Origin of the sequence: Chryseobacterium sp. PMSZPI, from assembly GCF_002835665.1 — a bacterium.
GTDB lineage: Bacteria > Bacteroidota > Bacteroidia > Flavobacteriales > Weeksellaceae > Chryseobacterium.
The window spans coordinates 20,863-41,384 of record NZ_PIZV01000037.1; the positions used below are offsets into that span (position 1 = coordinate 20,863).

Annotated in this window: 14 protein-coding genes; 11 read left to right on the forward strand and 3 right to left on the reverse strand. The window is 34.4% G+C overall.

Going from position 1 to position 20,522, the window contains the following annotated elements:
* Window positions 1–78: 78 nt before the first annotated feature.
* The 6 genes from CW752_RS07700 to CW752_RS07725 all read left to right on the forward strand — a co-directional run bounded on the left by CW752_RS07700 (window position 79) and on the right by CW752_RS07725 (window position 7,007).
* Entirely contained in the window at window positions 79–588 is a 510-nt protein-coding gene (locus CW752_RS07700; protein ID WP_101239166.1) for an RNA polymerase sigma factor, read from the forward strand.
* Window positions 563–1,240 (forward strand): hypothetical protein, encoded by a 678-nt coding sequence (locus CW752_RS07705; RefSeq protein ID WP_185117594.1) that lies wholly within the window; start codon window positions 563–565, stop codon window positions 1,238–1,240. Before CW752_RS07700 ends, CW752_RS07705 begins: the two co-directional genes overlap by 26 nt.
* Window positions 1,241–1,288: 48 nt before the next feature.
* Window positions 1,289–2,569, forward strand: coding sequence for a DUF4252 domain-containing protein (locus CW752_RS07710; RefSeq protein WP_101239167.1), 1,281 nt, complete (start codon window positions 1,289–1,291; stop codon window positions 2,567–2,569).
* An 11-nt stretch (window positions 2,570–2,580) separates the two neighbouring features.
* Window positions 2,581–3,081 carry a DUF4252 domain-containing protein gene (locus CW752_RS07715; protein WP_101239168.1) on the forward strand — a complete coding sequence of 167 codons (501 nt, stop codon included), beginning with the start codon at window positions 2,581–2,583 and terminating at the stop codon, window positions 3,079–3,081.
* A 232-nt stretch (window positions 3,082–3,313) separates the two neighbouring features.
* Window positions 3,314–4,774, forward strand: coding sequence for an IMP dehydrogenase (gene guaB / locus CW752_RS07720; protein ID WP_101239169.1), 1,461 nt, complete (start codon window positions 3,314–3,316; stop codon window positions 4,772–4,774).
* Window positions 4,775–5,123: 349 nt separating this feature from the next.
* Window positions 5,124–7,007 carry a GEVED domain-containing protein gene (locus CW752_RS07725; RefSeq protein WP_101239170.1) on the forward strand — a complete coding sequence of 628 codons (1,884 nt, stop codon included), beginning with the start codon at window positions 5,124–5,126 and terminating at the stop codon, window positions 7,005–7,007.
* A 53-nt stretch (window positions 7,008–7,060) separates the two neighbouring features.
* On the opposite strand, the gene CW752_RS07730 is transcribed toward CW752_RS07725, so the two are convergent.
* Together CW752_RS07730 and CW752_RS07735 are read right to left on the reverse strand one after the other, a co-directional pair.
* Window positions 7,061–7,258: a KTSC domain-containing protein gene (locus CW752_RS07730; protein ID WP_101239171.1), complete on the reverse strand. Its 198-nt coding sequence runs from the start codon at window positions 7,256–7,258 to the stop codon at window positions 7,061–7,063.
* Between the two features lie 79 nt (window positions 7,259–7,337).
* Window positions 7,338–8,414 carry a DUF4407 domain-containing protein gene (locus tag CW752_RS07735; RefSeq protein ID WP_101239172.1) on the reverse strand — a complete coding sequence of 359 codons (1,077 nt, stop codon included), beginning with the start codon at window positions 8,412–8,414 and terminating at the stop codon, window positions 7,338–7,340.
* 295 nt (window positions 8,415–8,709) lie between these two features.
* Here CW752_RS07735 and CW752_RS07740 point away from each other — a divergent pair, with 295 nt between their 5' ends.
* From CW752_RS07740 to CW752_RS07750, 3 genes are read left to right on the forward strand one after another with little or no spacing between them, the layout of a single operon-like run.
* Complete coding sequence (locus tag CW752_RS07740; RefSeq protein WP_101239173.1) at window positions 8,710–10,356, forward strand: T9SS type A sorting domain-containing protein; 1,647 nt, start codon at window positions 8,710–8,712, stop codon at window positions 10,354–10,356.
* 4 nt (window positions 10,357–10,360) lie between these two features.
* Window positions 10,361–13,441 carry an RHS repeat protein gene (locus tag CW752_RS07745; protein ID WP_101239174.1) on the forward strand — a complete coding sequence of 1,027 codons (3,081 nt, stop codon included), beginning with the start codon at window positions 10,361–10,363 and terminating at the stop codon, window positions 13,439–13,441.
* A gap of 4 nt (window positions 13,442–13,445) precedes the next feature.
* Window positions 13,446–16,970, forward strand: a complete 3,525-nt coding sequence (locus tag CW752_RS07750) for a DUF6443 domain-containing protein (protein WP_101239175.1) — start codon at window positions 13,446–13,448, stop codon at window positions 16,968–16,970.
* A gap of 329 nt (window positions 16,971–17,299) precedes the next feature.
* On the opposite strand, the gene CW752_RS07760 is transcribed toward CW752_RS07750, so the two are convergent.
* Window positions 17,300–17,491, reverse strand: coding sequence for a hypothetical protein (locus CW752_RS07760; RefSeq protein WP_101239177.1), 192 nt, complete (start codon window positions 17,489–17,491; stop codon window positions 17,300–17,302).
* Between the two features lie 510 nt (window positions 17,492–18,001).
* Here CW752_RS07760 and CW752_RS07765 point away from each other — a divergent pair.
* Entirely contained in the window at window positions 18,002–18,277 is a 276-nt protein-coding gene (locus CW752_RS07765) for a hypothetical protein (RefSeq protein ID WP_101239178.1), read from the forward strand.
* A gap of 325 nt (window positions 18,278–18,602) precedes the next feature.
* A complete protein-coding gene (locus tag CW752_RS07770; RefSeq protein WP_101239179.1) occupies window positions 18,603–20,507 on the forward strand; it encodes a zinc-dependent metalloprotease in 1,905 nt (634 codons plus the stop codon).
* The last annotated feature ends 15 nt before the right edge of the window (window positions 20,508–20,522 follow it).

The following is a 20,522-nucleotide window of genomic DNA, read 5'->3' on the forward strand; positions in this document are numbered from 1 at the left end:
AATTTTTTTTGAAGTTTTTTTATTTTCGATGTAATAGATTTGAAATGGTAATTGTCTTACCTATAAGAAACAAAACTCATGACCCAAGAAATTTTCAAGAATACGGTGTTTATTCTCAAAGACGAGATGTATCGTTTTGCGAAAAGGTTCGTCATGAGCAGTGATGAAGCAGAAGATGTGGTGCAGGATCTGATGATCAAATTCTGGCAGAAGAAAGATGAGCTGGGACAATTTGGCAATTTAAAATCCTATGCACTGAAGGCCGTCCGGAACGAATGTCTGAATCGACTGAAACATCACGATGTGAAGTTAGGTTTTGCAGATATGCAGTTACACCGATCGGAACTCTACAGTATGGAAGTTGATAATCTGAAAGAACATATTCTGGGGTTTATCAATAAACTCCCGGAGAAACAGAAAATGGTCATCCATTTGAAAGATGTAGAAGAGTATGATGTGTCTGAAATTTCCGAAATGCTGGAAATGGAAGAAAATGCAGTAAGGGTAAACCTTATGCGAGCAAGACAAAAAGTAAAAGAACAAATCTCACAATTGATGAGCTATGAAAAAAGATCAATTACAGAATAAATATGACGAGATTTTCCAGGACATCAAAGACGAAAAAATGGACTGGAGCTTTGAAGACTTTCTTCAAAAAGCAGAAGGTGGAGAAACAGAAGAAAATAATGTTACTCCTATTATTCCATTGGATGAAAAGAAAAAACCTTCTTTTCCTAAATGGTTCTGGATGGCCGCCAGTATAATGCTGCTTTTCGGTGTTGGTTTCTTCTTTTATAATCAGCAACATGCAGATGTTCAGGACAAAGAAAAGCTTGTAAAAGATGAAGTTTTAAGGCAAAAGTCTGGGTTCATTGAAGAAAATAATGACCATCAGGAACAAGTAGCAGTTAACCATTCGGATTCTATTTCTGGAGCTAAAAAAGACTCCATCTTTCAGGAAAACGCTGTCGCTGAAAAAGATGTATTGGATGAGATCCTGCCTAAAAGAGGAAGGCTTAAAAAAGAGAGAAAACCGAGATATGTAAATAATTCCTCTTTTAAAAATAATAATGTTTCAAATGATTCTACAGGATATAAAGATTCTTATGTCATTGTTAATGGTAAAAGAATTGAGAACGTAAAAGAAGCAATCAATGTGACTAAGTATTCATTCCAGATATTTGCAAATAACGTTAGTGAAAAATTGGTGCAACCTAAAGTAGTAGATGATGATTATTAATCAAAAAGTAGAATTAATAATTATCAACCTTAAAAAATAAATTGACTCATGAAAAAACTATTCATCATATTCGCCCTTGCTTTTTCTCATTTCTTTAATGTATATGGGCAAAAAGATAAATTCGATCAGCTTTTTGACAAATATCAGGAAGTGGAAGGGATAACCTCCATTAAAATTGCCAAACCCATGTTTGGAATGCTCAGCAGTCTTAATATTGATGATTCGCAACTGGATCAGATCAAACCGTTATTGTCAAAGATTAATGGATTAAAGATTCTGATTACTGAAAATTCGGAAAAGTCTAATAATGCTGATGGACGTAGAGTGCAGAATAATCAGTCGCAGTTGGGTAAAGATATTGCCTCCTATCTGAAAAACCTGAATTATAATGAGATTATGACGGTGAATAATTCCGGGTCAAAAATAAAATTTCTTTCAGCTGATGCTAAGAACGGAATTCTGGATGATCTTCTGTTGAGTATTGACGGCGGAAGCGGAGAAAATATTTTTGTAATGCTTGACGGAAAATTGTCTATGGATGATGTCAGTAAAATTATCAATTCCAGCGAAACTAAAAAGAATCCTATTTCGAACACAAGAAATACAATTACTTCTGAAGGAAATGGATCTTATTTGAATGGTGAGGCAAGAAATGTAGGTGAATTCTCAGGTATCCAGGTAAGTACAGGGGTAAATGTTATTTTCAAACAGGAAAATCCTACTAATGTTAAAGTAATCGCTGATGCCGATAAGCTACAATATATTGTGACTAAGGTAGAAAATGGGGTTCTGAGAATCTATATTGATAATAAGGGGATGAGAAATTTAAGGTTTAAAAACTTAAGTGTAAATGTTTCTTCTCCAAGAATGAATACGATTGATGTTTCTTCAGGCTCAAATTTAACAGTAGTGAATTCTATTGAAGAAAAGAATATGAATATTGATGCATCGTCAGGATCTAATATCACAGGAAATTTTAAAGTTTCGGGATCAACGAATATTTCGGCTTCGTCAGGATCAAACATTAGAGCAGGTGTTACTACAGGAAATATTAAAATAGATTGCTCAAGCGGCTCTAATACCAGCCTGTCCGGTAAAGCAGATTCAGGTACGATTGATGTGAGCAGTGGGGCAATGTGTAAAGCAGATGATTTAAAGCTGAGTACTCTGAATGCAGAAGCAACCTCTGGTGGAGACTTAAGTATAAGTGTCTCGGATAAATTAAAAGTGAGAGCTTCTTCAGGAGGTTCAATAAGATATAAAGGAAGACCTGAAATAGATTCAAACATCAGTAAGGTTTCAGGAGGTTCCTTAAAAAATATCGACTAAAACTATCGTTTATGAAAACGCTAAGGGGTATTTTTCTCGCAGTTTTAACGGTATGCACGCTTCAATCTTGTATCGTTTCAAAGAAACCTAATATCGATTTCTTTTCGGATTCCGGATATGATTTCAAAGGGACTAAGTTTACAAGTTTTAATGTGCCGTTGTTTTTAGCAAAACCTTATATTAAAAAAGCTTTAAGAGAAGATGGGGAAAGTGAGGAGCTTGTTAACCTCATGAAGAAAATTTCCAAAATAAAAGTTCTTACGGTAGAAAACGGAAATAGGGATATGCTTAAAGATTATGCTGCCTATTTAAATAACAATCACTATGAAGATTGGGCAACCATAAAACATGATGGGGAAAATGTTAATGTACGTGTAAAACAAAATGGTGATGCTATCAAAAACATGCTGATTACTGTGAATTCAAATAAAGAGCTTGTGTTTGTAGACGTAAGGGGAAGTTTTACAGCGGATGACATTTCAAAAATGATCAATTCTGTGTCGGATAAATGAAAGTAATGGGGAACTGAAGGTCGGTTCGGTTCAATAATTGTAATGACAGAATAATGTAGAGGAAGACTTATCTAACAGTAGTTTCTAAACATACTAATTATTTTGTACATAACCATTCTTGATATAAGGATGGTTTTTTGATTTAAGTTATTGATTATTAAATTTTATGTAAACTATTAAAAAGGATTTTCATATGTCGTCAAAATAACCTAATTTTGCAAAGAAAGTAAAGATGTCTATTCATAACAAAATTGTAGAGACAGCCATCACTTTCGATGACGTTCTTCTAGTCCCTTCTTATTCAGAAGTTTTACCTAACCAGGTTTCATTAAAATCAAGACTTACCGACAAAATCACGCTGAATGTTCCGATAGTTTCCGCTGCAATGGACACAGTTACTGAAGCTGATCTGGCTATTGCATTAGCGAGAGTTGGAGGTTTAGGCTTTATTCACAAAAACATGCCGATCGCTGAGCAGGCAGCACAAGTAAACCGTGTGAAGCGTTCTGAAAACGGAATGATTTCTGATCCGGTTACCCTTTCCAAAGACCATACTCTAGGGCAAGCTAAAGAGATGATGGCAAAATTCAAAATTTCCGGACTTCCCGTAGTAGATACTGATAATGTTTTAATCGGAATCATTACCAACAGAGATGTGAAATATCAGGAAAACCTTGATATGAAAGTGGAAGAGATCATGACAAAAGAAAACCTGATCACTTCGGATAAAGATACCAATCTTGAAAAAGCAAAGGAAATCCTTCTTAAAAACAGAGTTGAAAAACTTCCAATCGTAGATAAGGATAATAAACTTGTTGGATTAATCACCATTAAGGATATTGATAATCAGTTAGAGTATCCTAATGCTAACAAAGATCAAAACGGTCGTCTTATTGTAGGTGCCGGAGTAGGTGTAGGGGAAGATACTTTGGTGAGAATCGAAGCATTGGTACAAGCAGGAGTGGATATTGTTGCGATTGATTCTGCTCACGGACACTCTAAAGGGGTATTGGATAAAATTGCAGAAATCAGACAAGCGTATCCAACCTTAGATATTGTAGGTGGTAATATTGTAACAGCGGAAGCTGCAAAAGATCTTATCGAAGCAGGAGCTAATGTGCTTAAAGTAGGAGTTGGTCCGGGGTCTATCTGTACAACAAGAGTGGTAGCAGGAGTAGGAGTTCCTCAATTATCTGCTATTTACAATGTATACGAATATGCTAAGTCTAAAAATGTAACTGTAATTGCAGATGGAGGTATTAAGCTTTCAGGAGATATTGTAAAAGCCATTGCAAGTGGTGCAGGAGCAGTAATGCTTGGATCTCTTTTAGCAGGAACTGATGAAGCTCCGGGTGAAGAGATTATCTTCCAGGGAAGAAAGTTTAAATCTTACCAGGGAATGGGAAGTCTTTCTGCAATGAAGAGAGGAGGTAAGGAAAGATATTTCCAAAGTGAAGCCAAAAAATTCGTTCCGGAAGGAATTGAAGGAAGAGTTCCCCATAAAGGGAAATTAGAAGATGTAATCTTCCAATTAACAGGAGGTTTGAGAGCCGGTATGGGATATTGTGGGGCTAAAAATATTGAAGTTCTGCAAGAAGAATCTAAATTGGTTATGATTACAGGAAGCGGATTGAAAGAATCGCACCCTCACGATGTAATTATTACTCAGGAAGCACCGAATTATTCTTTATAACTAAGAATAAGTATATAATAAAAAAACCGCACAATTTGTGCGGTTTTTTTATTATGCATTGTATAGAAGAATCTTTTATTGATCGAATCTCGTTCGTATTATGCACTTGTTTTGTTTTTTGTATTTTATTCGTTTTTTTTGCATTTTATTTTGATTATTTATTGTTTTGTTAAGTTATTTGATGAATTTATTTCAATTTATTTTTGTGTATTTTTGTAACAAATGTTCATGTTTTTCTACTAACTATAATGTATTTTTAATCTAATGTTTTATTTTGATGATTTATATTATTGAAATTTAGCTTAGAATGATTAATTTGTTATTTGTTTAATTTTTTAAAAAAATATATATGAAGAAAACTATCCTTTGTGGGATGATGCTATTTTCCCTTTTACTATCAGCACAGCAACAACAGCGGTTGTGTGGGTTTGAAAGAACATTAGAAGAGCAGGACAGAGAGAATCCTGGAGTAAGGCAGGCTTTTGATAAGATCGTTCGAGAAATTCAGAGCCAAAGGAATGCAAATCCATCATCTGCATATAACAAGATAGTAAATGGAGTGTATGAAATTCCGGTTGTTGTGCATGTGATCTATCCAACAGGAGCAGCTGTAGGGAGTACATACAATAAAACAGATGCTCAAATTCAGGCTTGGCTTGACCGTGCGAATGCTATGTATGCAGGAACATATTCATGGCCTAACCCTCCGGCTGATTTTGGAACATCTGCTGTTTTTCCTATAAAATTGGTTTTGGCGAAAAGAGATCCAAATTGTAATGCTACTACAGGTATTGTGAGATATAATGGAGGTGCATTAACAGGCTATGATACTTATGGTGTTAAAAGTGATGATGCTTCAGCTAATGGTGTAAGCACAGCACAAATAAAATCAATAGCTCCTCACTGGCCGGAAGCAGCTTATTTTAATATTTATGTTATCAGTATGTTTGACGGAGATACAACACCTAATGCAGGATTAATGGGGTGGGCAGCTTTTCCTAACAACTCGGATGCTAATTACGAGTCATTTATGAAATCAGGTGTGGTAACCAATTCTAATGATACAACTTTAGCCCATGAATTTGGGCATGCAATGGGGCTGTACCATACTTTCCAAGGAGGAAACTATCAAGCGGCAAGTGGTGCTTCGGGGTATTGTCCGCCTTCTCCTACGGGAGATTGTACTAAAGACAATGATAAAGTTTGTGATACAGAAGTTTCAGGAGCAGCTTTCTTCCAATCCCCACCACCAACCAATTCTCAGATAAACCCTTGTACTAGTGTGAATTACCAGGGAGTACAGTATAATATTATGAATTATACTAATTCAAGTGCTCAGAAGTTTACTAAAGGTCAAGGCGACAGAATAGGAGATATGTTTATGTTGTTAAGAAGTAGTCTTACCACTTCTGCAGCTGCCACTGCGTTACCATCAACTCCTGTGGGATCTATCGTTCCGGTTGCTGCAACATGTACCCCATCGGGATTAACTAACCCGGCTTCTGGAGGATATTTAACGGGGCCAATTTCTGTTAAGCTAGGGCAAATCAATAACTCATCTGCAGGAATGTGGAGTGGAGCACCAAGTTATTATGTAGATTACACTTCTCAGGGGTGCTTAATGAATGTTTATACTCCGTTGGTTGTTAACCAATCTCAAAATGTTCAGGTGAATATCTTTGGGAATTCACAATCTGTAAGAGTATGGATTGATTATAATAATAATGGTTCATTTGAAGCATCAGAATTAGTGGCTTCCGGAGATAATGTAGTCATTGATCCTGCTACTAAAACCGGGACTTTCTCTGCTAGTTTTACACCACCGGCATCAGCGGTTTTAGATACTCCTTTGCGAATGAGAGTTTTAGCAGATTTTAATAATCCGGCATTAATTTCAGCTTGTGGACAGTTAAATTATGGACAAGTTGAAGATTATTCTGTAAGATTGGTGAACAATTTGGCTACAAGTGAAGTTAAAGCGGCGGATTCTGATGATCTTACAATCTATCCTAATCCGGTAGCAACTGGAGATAAAATCTTTATTAAAGCTAAAAATGGTAAAAACTTAAAAGTTTCTATTTCCGATATGTCAGGAAGATTGGTGGCCAGCCCTTCTGTAGTTGAAGAAAGAAATGGAATTTTCAAAGTAAATCAACAACTTGAAAAAGGAGTTTATATGATTCAGGTTTCTAATGGAAAAGATAACAAAACTTCGAAAGTGATCATTAAATAAATTGATTGATAATAATATTAAAAATGCCTTCATCTTGTATGGAGGCATTTTTCTTATCCTCTCTTGCTGTATTTAAAACCAGGTTTGATGACATGGTTTAAGAATTGACCTTTTGATGTTGCCTTTTTAAATTTTTCAACAATACTGGAAGGTACTTTAAGGTAGTCATAAATCGCTCCCGACTGATATATAATTGTCAATATTTCAGTTTCCGGAAAATAAATATAATGTTTAACTACACTTGAAGGCATGTGATATTCAAGCAAAAAACATTCCTTGGAGAAATAAAAAACCTTTCAGAATTACTGAAAGGCTTTAATAAGAAGAATATTATGATTCTTTTTTTAAATTTTCTTTGAAGTCTTCTATCCGGAAGTCGGTCTGAGCATTTCCTTTTTCAATTTTTTCTTTAGAATAAAGCCTGAAATCGTTTTCTGTTTTTTCCAGAAGATAATCATAAGGACCTACATGGGAAATTAATTTTACTAAGACCGGCGAAATCTCAAGACAAATAAATAATCCCATGATAAACGTCGCTGCAAGTCCTATAATGGCAGAGTTTTTCCCCAATTCATCCAAAGCCTGAAGTCTTGCTGCAAAACCATTGAATTTATCTTCAAAAGTTTCAGTAGACTTTCTTTCAGTTTCCAGATTGGTATATACTTTTGAAATTTCTTTATCCAGATACTCCAATCTTGGAGCGGATTGTTTTTGGAAATTTTCAAGATCTTTTCTACGTTGTTCCTTTAATTCCTGTTTACGTTTGGCGTTTGGACCAAAACCTTCTTTTCCACTGGTTAATCCGGATTGCTTTCCTAGAATTTCTTTCTCCAATTCTACGGAAGCTGAGTCATACGATTTTTGATATTGGGCAATTTTTTCTGAGATTTGTTGTTTCTCGGTTTCAAAAGGTCCGCTTTGTTGAAGAATTCTGCCATTCATTTCACCCTGAAGCTGTTTCTTATTTCTTTGAATAATGGTATTCAGTTGTTTGTTCACTTCCTTCTCAAATATTTTAAGTTCCAGAGGTTTTGAAATAATAATCCCTAAAAATGTAGCAAGGATCAGACGGGGAATAGACATTAAAATCTGATTCCACCATGTTCCTGTTTTTTTGATGGACGAAACAATATATCGGTCCAGATTAAAGATCATTAATCCCCATAATATTCCAAATCCTACAGCAGCCCAAATATTATCGAATACCGTATACATGGCATAACCCGCAGAAAGAGTGGCGAAAACTGCGGTGAAAAGTACGATTCCTCCAATTCCTGAAAATTTATTCCATTCGCTTGGAGTTTTTCTTAGAATATGGATGTTCCCGCCTGAACATACCATAAGAAACTTCTGGAACCAATTTATTTTATGATTCGATTGATTTATAGTTTGTTGGTTTGTTTTCATAATGAAAATTTATACAAATGTAATACTAAAAATCATACCAATGTAAAGGATGGTATTATGTTTTACCAAGTAATTATAGTGTTTGTATTTAAGTATTTGATTTTTAATTAATTAAATTATCAGTGGAGATACTGCAAAATACGTCAACTTCTGTCGCTTTGTGCCATTAGTTTTGTGGTATGAAAGTTTATAACTAGTACACTTTATTTTAAGTCACATTAATATGATTTGGAATGTTAAAAATTGTTAAATTTGCGAAAAATTAATCTAGTAATAATTTTAAAAACAATAATAGATGAAAAAGCTTTACATGAGTGCACTTACGATGTGTACGATCTTGGGTTTGTCTGCTCAAGATGTCGTCTGGCAACGAGACATAAAGTCTTCCTCACAGGATTTTCTAAGCCAGGTTACCACAACAATCGATCAGCAATATCTTATTACGGGAAGCAGTATTCAAGGCAGTAGGCTTGAAGCTTCAGGCAGTAAGCAAAATAACGGCTATGATTTCCATTTAGTAAAACTCAACCAACAGGGAGAGCAGGTTTGGGAAAAATATTTTTCAGGACAGAACCATGATTATTTATCTGCTACGGTGACTACACAAGATGGAGGCTTTCTATTAGCGGGAACTTCTTATTCAGGAAAAGGATTGGATAAAAAAGAAGATTCCAAAGGAGGATCAGATACCTGGCTGATCCGAATCAACGAATTTGGAGATGAGTTATGGCAAAAAACTTTAGGCACTTCAGCAGATGAAGAGGCCAGAGCTGTCATTCAAACTATAGATCAGGGATTTATTGTAGCAGGTAATGTACAAAATTCTTCCAAAGGGTATGGATCTAAAGATGTTTGGGTTGTAAGATTAGACAAAGACGGAAAAGAATTATCCCAATTGATTTTTGGCGGAAAAGGCTTAGACGAAATTGAGAAGATTATTCCAACAAAAGATGGCGGAGCATTATTAGGAATTTATTCCCGAAGTGGAGCGAGCAATATGAGCAATGAGCAATCAGTAATGAGTAATACTTCTTCTAACAACTCAAAGTCCATTGCTAATTACTCATTACCCATTGCTTATCATGCAAAAGCCAGTAGCAATTTTGGCGAAGGAGATTATTTAGTCATAAAGCTGGATAAAAACGGAAAAGTTGAATGGGAAAAAAACTTTGGCGGAAAAGGAGATGATCACATCAGGACTTTAGCCTTGACTTCAAACGGATATATCATTGGTGGAGAATCGAGATCTGAAAGATCCGGAAATAAAACGGTAGGTGTAGAAGAGGGTACTGATTTATGGTTGATTGCTCTAAATAACAACGGAGATGAACAATGGCAAAAGTCTTATAATTTGGGTAACAGGGATATTTTAATGGGAATGAGTGTGATTCAGAGCCAAGATACAAGAACCAAGAATCAAGATGTTACCACAGGAATTTTATTGGGCGGTTATACACAGGCAGAAGGAAGAGCCCAAACAGATGATGAAACGTTCTGGATGTTGTATCTGGATGGAAATGGCAATGAGCAGTGGAGAAAGCACGTGAAAGGTGAATCTCGAAAGAAAGAAGAAAGACTTTCTGATTTGAAATTGAACAGAGATGGGTCAATCGTGCTTGCAGGAACCAGCGCAGAAGAACTCGGAAAGGAAAACTGGAAGATTGTAAAGCTTGGGGATAAACAGGTTGATCAACTGATCGAAAAACAAGACATCAAAATCTATCCAAATCCTGTTTCGGATTATGCTTATGTAGAAATCGGATTCGACTTTAAGGAAGCGGAGATTTTACTATATGATATGTCGGGAAGACAATTACAAGGTTTAAAAACAAAGAATAAAGTAACTAAAATAAATACCTCTGCTTTGATACAGGGAGCTTATCTGGTGACTATAAAAACGGATACTAATAAAACGGCGAATACTAAAATTATTAAGAACTAATATCATGAATACAACTAAAAATTTAATTTTTATTACGGGTGTTCTATTTTTCAATAATCTCTTTTCACAATTTACTCCGGGATCAGTAGGGTATGATGCGTTGGCGAATACTAAAAGTCCTCAGGTTTCTGAATTTATTAAATATGGAAACATACCTATGAATTTATATATCGGAGAAGCCCAGATAGATATTCCTTTGTATAATATTAATACCAGAAACAAGCCTGTAAAAATTTCTCTAGGTTATAATTCTTCGGGATTTATACCCAATAAGAGACCAGACATGGTTGGGTTAAATTGGCATTTAAATGTTGGTGGTGTTATTTCTAGAACAATTAATTCTACACCAGATGATCAAATAGGAGCAAGTGCAACAAATGGAGGAATAGCAGGTCAGCTGCAAAATGGTTTTATTGTAGGAATAACTAAAAAAAGACAATGTTTACCTTTATATTCAAATGATGATTTATTTAACTTTAATCCTGCTGCGGGAATGTTTAAGTTAGATTTTGATTATTATTTAAAAGGTTGTAATATTCAGGAAGATTACGAAGGTAATCCTGATATTTTTAACTTTAATTTTGATGGTAAAACAGGAAAATTTTTCATGGCCAATGATGGGGAATTCAAAATTGTTTCAGAGTCAGGAAAAAAAATGCGAATTGATATTTCAAATATGTCATTCCAACCCTATACCAACCTATGTAAACCTTTAGCTTCTGAAATAAAGATTACCGATGATGAAGGAAATGTATATTATTTTGGTGGGAGTTCAAGTAATTTGGAATATAATATCTTTCTAAATGCAAGTGATGTTAATAGTAATTCATCTCAATCGGGAGTTCCAATCATCACATCTTGGTTTTTAACAAAAATTGAATATCAGAACGGAGAGGTAATTAATTATAAATATAGGGATGATTCAATTTTGACCAGCGGTTTTTGTAATAATCAAGCAATGGAATGGCATGGTGCACAGACCAGTCCGGCTATGGTTAATAAAAGAAACTTTATACTTTATAATGAAAGCAATTTACAAGATTTTAAATGTGTAACTGCTCCTGGAGCTGGAAATATAAATTTAGATTGTATTACTACAGAATCTTCAACTAAAGCATATTCTTTAACGAAAAAAGTTATTTTAGATGAGGTACAAGGAACTGATTTTAAATTTATATTTAATTATTCTCAACAACCATATAAATTCTTTAACCGTACTTTTGGATCTTTTTTTAGCTCTACAAAAGATTTGCAATTGGATGCAATCGTATTATATGATCGTAATTTACAAGAAATAAATCGATTTTCATTTAAATATTCGTTAAAAGGGGGGACTACTGCTACAGGGTCGAATCCTCGACTTTTTTTAGATGAATTGGTTGAAAAAAATAAGAATCCTTATATTTTTGAATATAATTTGGATAGCAATATTATCCTACCTTCTCCTGTTACTAAACAAATAGACCATTGGGGGTTTTATAATGGAAAAATAGGTAATGAACCTTCGAATGTATACTTGTTTCCAGCCACTACCCAGACCCCACAAGGAGATGAGATTATAACCTCGGATATTAGAGATGCAAATGTTAATTTTTCTATTATAGGATCGCTGAAAAAAATAACTTACCCCACCAAAGGAGCAACTAATTTTGAATATGAAGCCAATCAATATACATCAAGGATAGAAAGGTTGAGTAGCAATAATTTCATGCCTAAGGTTATTAATACATCTGGAGTAGCGGGAGGTATAAGAGTATATAGAACATATGATCAGGATGAAAATGGTACTGTATTTAATGATAAAACTTTTAATTATGAGAATAGTATATTGCAAAATTGGCCAAGATATGTAATGATACTGGAAAATGGATATCAAAAATATGGCTTCTTTAGATCAGTAAGCATAAATTCTGCACTATATGAAAATGGATTAATCAATTATTCTAAAGTAACGGAAAACTTTACTAATAATGGAAAGATTGTTACAGAATTTACCAACTATGTATCAAACCCTGATATCAATGATTTTAATATAAAAATTATTAGCAATCATCCTTTGGCTGTTAGTAACAATAATGAATTAATGAAAAATTATATTGGGCTATTTTATAATGATACAAGTGTTGAAAGAGGGAAATTAAAATCAAAAACAATTTTTGATAATTCAAATAATATAAAAAGAATAGAAAATTTTATTTATAATCAATCACCTAATAGATTTTCTAATTTTACTACGGTATTACATAATTCAGGAATTTGTTCACAAGCCAATAAATTATATTATTATCAAAATGATTTAAGTAAAAAAGAGATCATAGAGTATTTAGATGGAAAACAGTTAAAAACTGAAGCTAATTATTATTATGAAAACGATTCTCATCAAAACTTAACACGTGAAAATAAGGTGCTTCCGGATGGCAATAAAATAGAAGTAGGATATTCTTATGCTCATGAAAAAGGGAATCAGTTGATGATTAGTAAAAATATGATTAGTTATCCATTAGAAACGATTACTACTCAAGTAGCTAATGGTGTGACCAAGACATTATCCAGAACAGAAACAATATATCCAACTTCAGTTCCAACACCACAAACAGGAAATTTAGTATTGCCTACATCTGTATTTTCCTATGACTTACAGAATAACCCTGTAACCGAAGTTACTTATGACCAATACGACTCCAAAGGAAATCTACAGCAATACACTACAAAAGATGGAATATCTACAGTAATCATCTGGGGCTATAACCAAACTAAACCTATTGCTAAAATAGAAAATGCAAAATTATCAGATATCAATCCATCTGTAATCAATGCTATTGTAGGTGCTTCTGATACAGATGCTGCAGCAGGAACTAATAACGATGAAACCAATTTATTGAATGCTTTCAAAGACTTTAGAAATGCTTTACCTAACTATCAAATTACCACTTATACCTATGATCCATTAATTGGAGTTAGAAGTATTACTCCACCATCAGGAATCAGAGAAAGCTACCTTTATGATTCAGCGAACAGGCTTGAAAAAGTGGTTGATGCCAACGGTAAAGTGCTGAAGGAAATGAAGTACAACTATAAAAACTAACACGATGAAAAAAATTATAATTCCTATAAGTGCTTTGCTTGTTACAAGTACTTTGCAAGCCCAGCTTACCCCACTTCCTAATACGGAAAATTATGTCCAGACCAAAACCTATCTGGATTATAACGGGACCACACCCGCAAAATCCTCAGAAACCGTTCAATATTTTGACGGACTGGGAAGACCCAAACAAGTGGTCGGAGTAAAAGCTTCTCCTTCAGGAAAAGATGTGGTCACCCATATCGAATACGATCAGTTTGGAAGACAAACAAAAGATTATCTTCCTATTCCACAATCAGGGACTCAAAATGGAGCTATCTATACATCACCTCTTGGAAACGCTTCCTCTGTTTATGGAGGAGAAAAGATCTATTCAGAAAAGGTCTTGGAAAATTCACCTTTGGATAGAATACAGCAACAGATCCAGGTGGGTAATGACTGGACTAATAAATCTGTCAAATTGGATTACGAAGCCAATATATGGGAAGATTACGTAAGAAAATATGAAACTACTACAACATGGGTTGAAGGGAGAACACAAACTTCTGTTCAACTTCTTCAGTATTTCGGGGCTTCCCAATTATACAAAAATACAGTCACTGATGAAGATGGAAATAAAACCATAGAATTTAAAAATGGAAAAGGCCAGCTTCTTTTATCGAGAAAAGTTTTAAATGCTTCAGAAAATGCAGATACTTATTATGTGTATAATGAATATGATCAATTAGCATTTGTTATCCCTCCTTTAGCCTCTGCTCAGGTAGTGGTCCAAGATACAGTAGAGAAGTTGTATTATGAATATCGTTATGATGGCAGAGGTCGATTGGTAGAAAAAAAGGTTCCCGGGAAAGGTTGGGAATATATGGTGTATGATAAAGCAGACAGACTCATCATGACTCAGGATGCCAATATGCGCCCCTCAGGCAGATGGTTGTTTAATAAATATGATAAATTCTCACGTATTGTTTTTACAGGTGTGGCCAACATAGGAGCGCATTTTGCCAGAGAACAGGTACAAAACAGTCTTTATTATTATGTTGATAACGGAAGCCCGGCTACAGAAGAAAGAACAGTAGCAGGTTTTAGTTTTGGAGGCATAGCTGTTAATTATACGAACTCAGTTTATCCGGGACAACATCTTGAAAAAATATATACGATTAATTATTATGACACTTATCCACAATACAGCTTCAATCCGGCTTTCCCTACCAGTATTCAGGGAGAACCTACTTTAACGGAAACTCCGACATCAGATGGCCGAAGCACCAAAGGCTTACCTGTGATGAGCTTGGTGAAGAATATCGAAGATGATAATTGGACAAAGAATTATACCTATTATGACCAAAAAGGAAGAGCTATAGGCACTCATTCTATCAATCACTTGGGAGGGTATACCAAAACAGAATCTAAACTTGATTTTGCAGGAATAGCTGGGCAGGTCATTACCCGTCATAAGAGACTGGATACCGATACGGAAAGAGTCATTACAGAAAATTTTGAGTATGATTCCCAAAACAGATTAAAGAAGCATTGGCATCAGGTAGATAGTAACCCTCAGGAATTACTGGCAGAAAATACATATAATGAGTTGTCTCAACTTTCCAATAAAAAAGTCGGAAACAATTTACAAAGTATTGATTATGCTTATAATATCAGAGGCTGGATGACTAAGATCAATGATCCTGTGAATCTGAACGGAAAACTATTTGGGTATGAGATGAAATATATCAATCCTGTTTATATCAATCTCACTTCAGGCAGATTTAATGGAAATATTGCAGAGGTCGACTGGAAAAATTCTTCAGAAGATGTTTTGAAAAGATATTCTTATGCTTATGACGGTTTGAACAGGTTAAAAGATGCCATTTATACAGAACCCAATTCTACCAATCCGTATAATAACAACTTCAACGAAAGTCTGACTTATGATGCTAATGGAAATATCAAAACCTTGAAAAGAAATGCCTATCCGGTATCCGGAACTACAGCAACTCAAGTTGATGACCTTGAATATAAATATACCGGCAACCGTTTAGATCAGATAATTGACCATTCAACAAATACCGCAGGTTATGAAGGCGGGAATAATCCAATTGATTATGATGTAAATGGGAATATGATTAGTATGAAAGATAAAAGGATAGAGAATATTACTTATAATTATTTGAATTTACCTAACATAATTGCTATGAAGAATGTTAATCCAATAGGATATGTAAGCACTTCTGAAATAGATTACCTTTACCGAGCGGATGGAATAAAACTTCGTAAAACATATACCCAGGCCCCTCATATGGGGCTTCCTACAACTCGTATGACAGATTACCTGGATGGATTTCAATATAAATATATAGACGATGGAAGTATGTGCTTTACATGTAGAACTGAATCTGCTTATGAAGAGCAGGCTTATCGTAAAATCATTGATCCCGGAATTCCTCTTACACCAGCTTGGAAGCTTGATTTTGTATCTACTTCAGAAGGTTTTTACAGTTTTGCAGAAAATCGTTATATTTACCAGTACAAGGATCATTTAGGAAATATAAGAATAAGCTATACTAAGAATACCGCAGGTGTTCTTCAAATTATAGATAAGAATAATTATTACCCATTTGGGTTAAATCATATCGGTGGATCGTTGAATTCTAACTTTGGAAGTTATTATAGCTACAAGTACAACGGCAAGGAGCTACAGGAGACTGGGATGTATGATTATGGAGCGAGATTTTATATGCCGGATATTGGAAGATGGGGTGTGGTAGATCCTTTAGCAGAAAAATCAAGAAGATGGTCACCGTATAACTATGCCTTTAATAATCCGATTCGTTTTATCGATCCTGACGGGAGGCAAAATGAAGATATTATCAAAGTCAATGCTCAAGGATATGTAACACAAATTGAAGTGCAAGACCCAAGTATTCCTCATACTGTTGTTGATGAAAACGGTAACCAGTTAAACGTTAATGATTCAAAATTTGATCAAGAGCAATTAGATGCTATTGCCTCATATGGAAGAACAATGAATGATTACGAACTAGAAGATGCTGGAATAAGGTTATTCTCTCCATATTCAGCTCAACAGATGGCGGATAGTTTCAATCAAGTAGGAATAGGAGATATAAAAGATACTGCTCAATATCTTCAAGCATTTGGTGAACAATCATATATTATGGCTCCTTGGATGATGTATATGGGCTCATTAGGTCATGGACAATTTGATTTTGCAGGAGATATGGGAACAGTTGTGCAAGAAGGAGGTAATTATCCCCCATCGCAAGGTGGTGGTGCAACTCCTCCGGATGGAACGGGTGGCTTCATAAGATTTGAAGGAACAAATACATTATATAATGTATATGATGCGGGTAACTTCATGACAGGAAAGGCTTTCCAAATGATTGGAGCCCCTTTAGATATTTTGAAAAATGGAGCAAATACAAGTAGTGTTTTAACAGGGAAAGGGAAAGATTCACAAGCGGATCAGCGTGCAATTACTAATGGATATAATTATAATAAAGTTGGATGGAAAAAATAAGAATACTTAAAATAGCTTATATTCCACTGGGAATATTTATTATTAACTTTTTCATTTATCTTTTAATAGATGTTTTTGGAGAGATTTATACATATAGTGGAACAGCTAAAAAAATATATTTATTTTTTTGCTTTCCGACGAATTTAATAGGTTTAATTATATCAGCTTATCTTTTTATAAAGGTTCTTATCTTTAAAAAAAGTTTTTGGAATATTATTTTGTGTACACCTCTAATAATATTTGTACTCTATTTTTATTTTTTTCCATTAATTCAAAATACTAAATAGTATCAATACAACAAAGCCACTCGTTTGAGTGGCTTTGTTGTATTATAAAATGCTTTGCAGCTTAGTTTGTTTAAGGAATGCATCAAGGAGAGCAAAGACATGCAGTCTATCGTTCTCTTTTAGTTTTTGTATATCTAAAATTTTAGCGACAATATTTTTATCCAGTAGAATATCCGTAGAACCTACGAGATAATCCAGAGATACTTCCAGGGCTTCTGCCAGCTGTGTGGCCATCTCAATAGATGGTTTTACTTCACCTCAGCTGGCGCGAGCTTCTAGCTCGTGCTCAGAATAAAGCAAAACCTTCGCAATAGTGGAGATTTTATTTTTACAATTTGGAAATAAGTGTAAATTTAAAAAATATTGTTAAATAGCACGAACTAGAAGCTCGTGCTCAGAATAAAGCAAAACCTTCGCAATAGTGGAGATTTTATTTTTACAATTTGGAAATAAGTGTAAATTTAAAAAATATTGTTAAATAGCACGAACTAGAAGCTCGTGCTCAGAATAAAGCAAAACCTTCGCAATAGTGGAGATTTTATTTTTACAATTTGGAAATAAGTGTAAATTTAAAAAATATTGTTAAATAGCACGAACTAGAAGCTCGTGCTCAGAATAAAGCAAAATCTCCGCTATTGTGGAGGTTTTATTTTTATAATTTGGAAATAAATGTAAATTTAAAAAATATTGTTAGTAGCACGAGCTAGAAGCTCGCCAGCCGGGGGGCACAAAAATTAAAATAATATGTGGGTTTTTATAATTAAAAGAGTTTTTACATTAAGCTATAAAAAGAAATTAGTTGTAGCTGGAGTAATAAAAAATATTGATAAAAAGAATATCAATAAATCTAATAGTTTATTAATTAGTGAGGATACAAAACTACCTATACAAGAGCTTAATGAAGTACTTATAGAAGATGTGGTTTACCAAGCATTTACTTTTGATTTAGATACTTTAGATACCATTTTATTACAAGATATTATGAAAATTAAAGAAGGATACGAACTTGAAATAATTTAAATCTACTTTGTACTCAATTAATACCAAAGCCACTCGTTCAAGTGGCTTTGGTATTTATAAAATACTTTGCAGTTTAGTTTGTTTGAGAAAATAAAGAGTGCGAAGAAGTGTTGTCTATCGTTCTCCTTTATTTTTTTGTACCTCTAATATTTTATCCATTGGCAGCTGCAACAGTTTTTCTTTACATGTTCCTGAAATATACCTTATGATTAGATGAGTTTTGTGAATATAATAAAAAAATAAATTAAATTTTAGATTGTTATTTTTGATGATTGATTGTTAAATATGTATTTTTGTTTTGTTCTAAATAAAAATATAGTATAAAATGAAGAAAATAACTACTGTTTTAGGTGTTTTGTTGTTTGTTAATGCTTTTTCTCAAATTCAAGATCATTATTGTGGTTTTGATGATCATATGCAAAGAATAGATGAAAAATATCCCGAATTAAAGAAAAGACGAGAGGCAATAGATGAAAAATTAAGTAAGATTGATAGATCATCGTATCTTAATAAAGTTGGAGGCAATACTTCCTGGAATGGATTATATACTGGACAAACATTTGAAATTCCTGTTGTAGTTCACGTAATTGAATCCAATGCTACAGCTAATACTAATCTAAGCTTAACGGATCAGGAAATTATTAATTGGATTGATAGAGCTAATAAAATGTATGCAACGACCTTTGGAAATGGGTTTTATCCGGAAGGAACAGGACCTAACGGGGGTAATGTAATTCCTTTCAAACTGGTATTGGCAAAAAGAAATCCGGAATGTGCTCCTACAACAGGGATCGTAAGGTATAATGGAAGTTCACTTCCTTTGTATGATACGAGAGGGGTAGATTCTAACGGTGCCGGTAACGGTGCGAGTGATAGTCAGGTAAAAACTTTGGCTCCTCACTGGCCGGAGACTTCATATTTTAATATTTATGTGGTTATTGGTTTTGATGGTCAACAGCAATTATCATATGGATTAATGGGATATGCTGCATTTCCTGAGACTTATGACTATTCGTATGAAAGCTTTATGAAGGTAGCAACTATTAAAAATACAAATGATACAACACTTACGCATGAGCTGGGACACGCTTTTGGATTGTACCATACTTTCCAAGGAGTGAGTTATACAAACCAGACTTCATGCCCGACAAACACTGACTGTACAGTAAATGGAGATAGAGTTTGTGATACTTCTCCATCCAGAAGTATGTATGGAGTTGCTGTACCAACAAATAACAGTATTGACCCTTGTACAGGTGTAAATTATGATGGAACACAGTATAATGTAATGAATTATACCAATTCTAACCGTAAATTTACTGCAGGGCAGAGAGATCGGGCTATTATGAAGATGATGGAATCCAGAAAGAATTTACTGAATTCAACAGCCGCGATAGATCCTGCTGTTGTAGTACCGTCTCCAGTTTCTGTAGTAGCAGCACAGTGTACGCCTCAGGGTACTGCGCATCCTACAAACAATAACTTTGCCATTGGCCCATTCAAAGTTGAATTAGGTGCCATAAATAGTACAACAAATGGCTATGATTCCGATGAAGCATCTCCGGTGTATTATGGAGACTATGCTACAGCGACTTGTATAAGACCAGCTTATTATACGGATATTGATCTAAATTCAAGCTCTGAATTGAAAGTGAGTTATTTGAATGGATTCAGTCAGAACGAGAAGTTTACTACAAAGGTATGGATAGATTATAATAACAATGGTTCTTTTGAGGTGTCTGAACTGGTTGTTAATAATACTTCACCCAATCCTATTGCATCAGGAAATATAGTAACCCTTACCAATAATATCACTCCTCTTGCCAATGCGGTTACAGGGACTTATTTAAGAATGAGAGTTGCAGTTGATGCAGCAACATATGGTGGTGCAATACTTCCGGATGTCTCAGCCTGTTCTCAGCTGCAATATGGTCAAATAGAAGATTATGCGGTAAGAATTGTCAACAATTCATTAGGAACTGTAGAAATAAAAGGTACTTCAGAATCAAAAGTGGTATACTTAAAGTCTGAAAATAAATTGCAGTTGGCAGGGAATAAAAATGATGTGTTTGGAGATTATCAAATCTATGATTTGAGCGGTAAGCTTATTCAGAAAGGAAATACGAGGTCGGCTGAGATTCAAATCAACCAAGAGCTTCCAAAAGGAGTATTTATCATCAACTACGCAGATAAAAATAAAAAAGAATCTAAGAAATTCTTAAATAACTAAAATGAAAGCCCTTGA

What these genes read in the sequence shown, in the direction of transcription:
- CW752_RS07745 (WP_101239174.1), top strand. Translation starts at nt 10,361, where the DNA reads ATGAATACAACTAAAAATTTAATTTTTATTACGGGTGTTCTATTTTTC.
- CW752_RS07710 (WP_101239167.1), top strand. Translation starts at nt 1,289, where the DNA reads ATGAAAAAACTATTCATCATATTCGCCCTTGCTTTTTCTCATTTCTTT.
- CW752_RS07730 (WP_101239171.1), bottom strand. Translation starts at nt 7,258, where the DNA reads ATGCCTTCAAGTGTAGTTAAACATTATATTTATTTTCCGGAAACTGAA.
- CW752_RS07735 (WP_101239172.1), bottom strand. Translation starts at nt 8,414, where the DNA reads ATGAAAACAAACCAACAAACTATAAATCAATCGAATCATAAAATAAAT.
- CW752_RS07705 (WP_185117594.1), top strand. Translation starts at nt 563, where the DNA reads ATGAAAAAAGATCAATTACAGAATAAATATGACGAGATTTTCCAGGAC.
- CW752_RS07760 (WP_101239177.1), bottom strand. Translation starts at nt 17,491, where the DNA reads ATGGCCACACAGCTGGCAGAAGCCCTGGAAGTATCTCTGGATTATCTC.
- CW752_RS07725 (WP_101239170.1), top strand. Translation starts at nt 5,124, where the DNA reads ATGAAGAAAACTATCCTTTGTGGGATGATGCTATTTTCCCTTTTACTA.
- CW752_RS07700 (WP_101239166.1), top strand. Translation starts at nt 79, where the DNA reads ATGACCCAAGAAATTTTCAAGAATACGGTGTTTATTCTCAAAGACGAG.
- CW752_RS07770 (WP_101239179.1), top strand. Translation starts at nt 18,603, where the DNA reads ATGAAGAAAATAACTACTGTTTTAGGTGTTTTGTTGTTTGTTAATGCT.
- CW752_RS07740 (WP_101239173.1), top strand. Translation starts at nt 8,710, where the DNA reads ATGAAAAAGCTTTACATGAGTGCACTTACGATGTGTACGATCTTGGGT.
- guaB (WP_101239169.1), top strand. Translation starts at nt 3,314, where the DNA reads ATGTCTATTCATAACAAAATTGTAGAGACAGCCATCACTTTCGATGAC.
- CW752_RS07715 (WP_101239168.1), top strand. Translation starts at nt 2,581, where the DNA reads ATGAAAACGCTAAGGGGTATTTTTCTCGCAGTTTTAACGGTATGCACG.
- CW752_RS07765 (WP_101239178.1), top strand. Translation starts at nt 18,002, where the DNA reads ATGTGGGTTTTTATAATTAAAAGAGTTTTTACATTAAGCTATAAAAAG.
- CW752_RS07750 (WP_101239175.1), top strand. Translation starts at nt 13,446, where the DNA reads ATGAAAAAAATTATAATTCCTATAAGTGCTTTGCTTGTTACAAGTACT.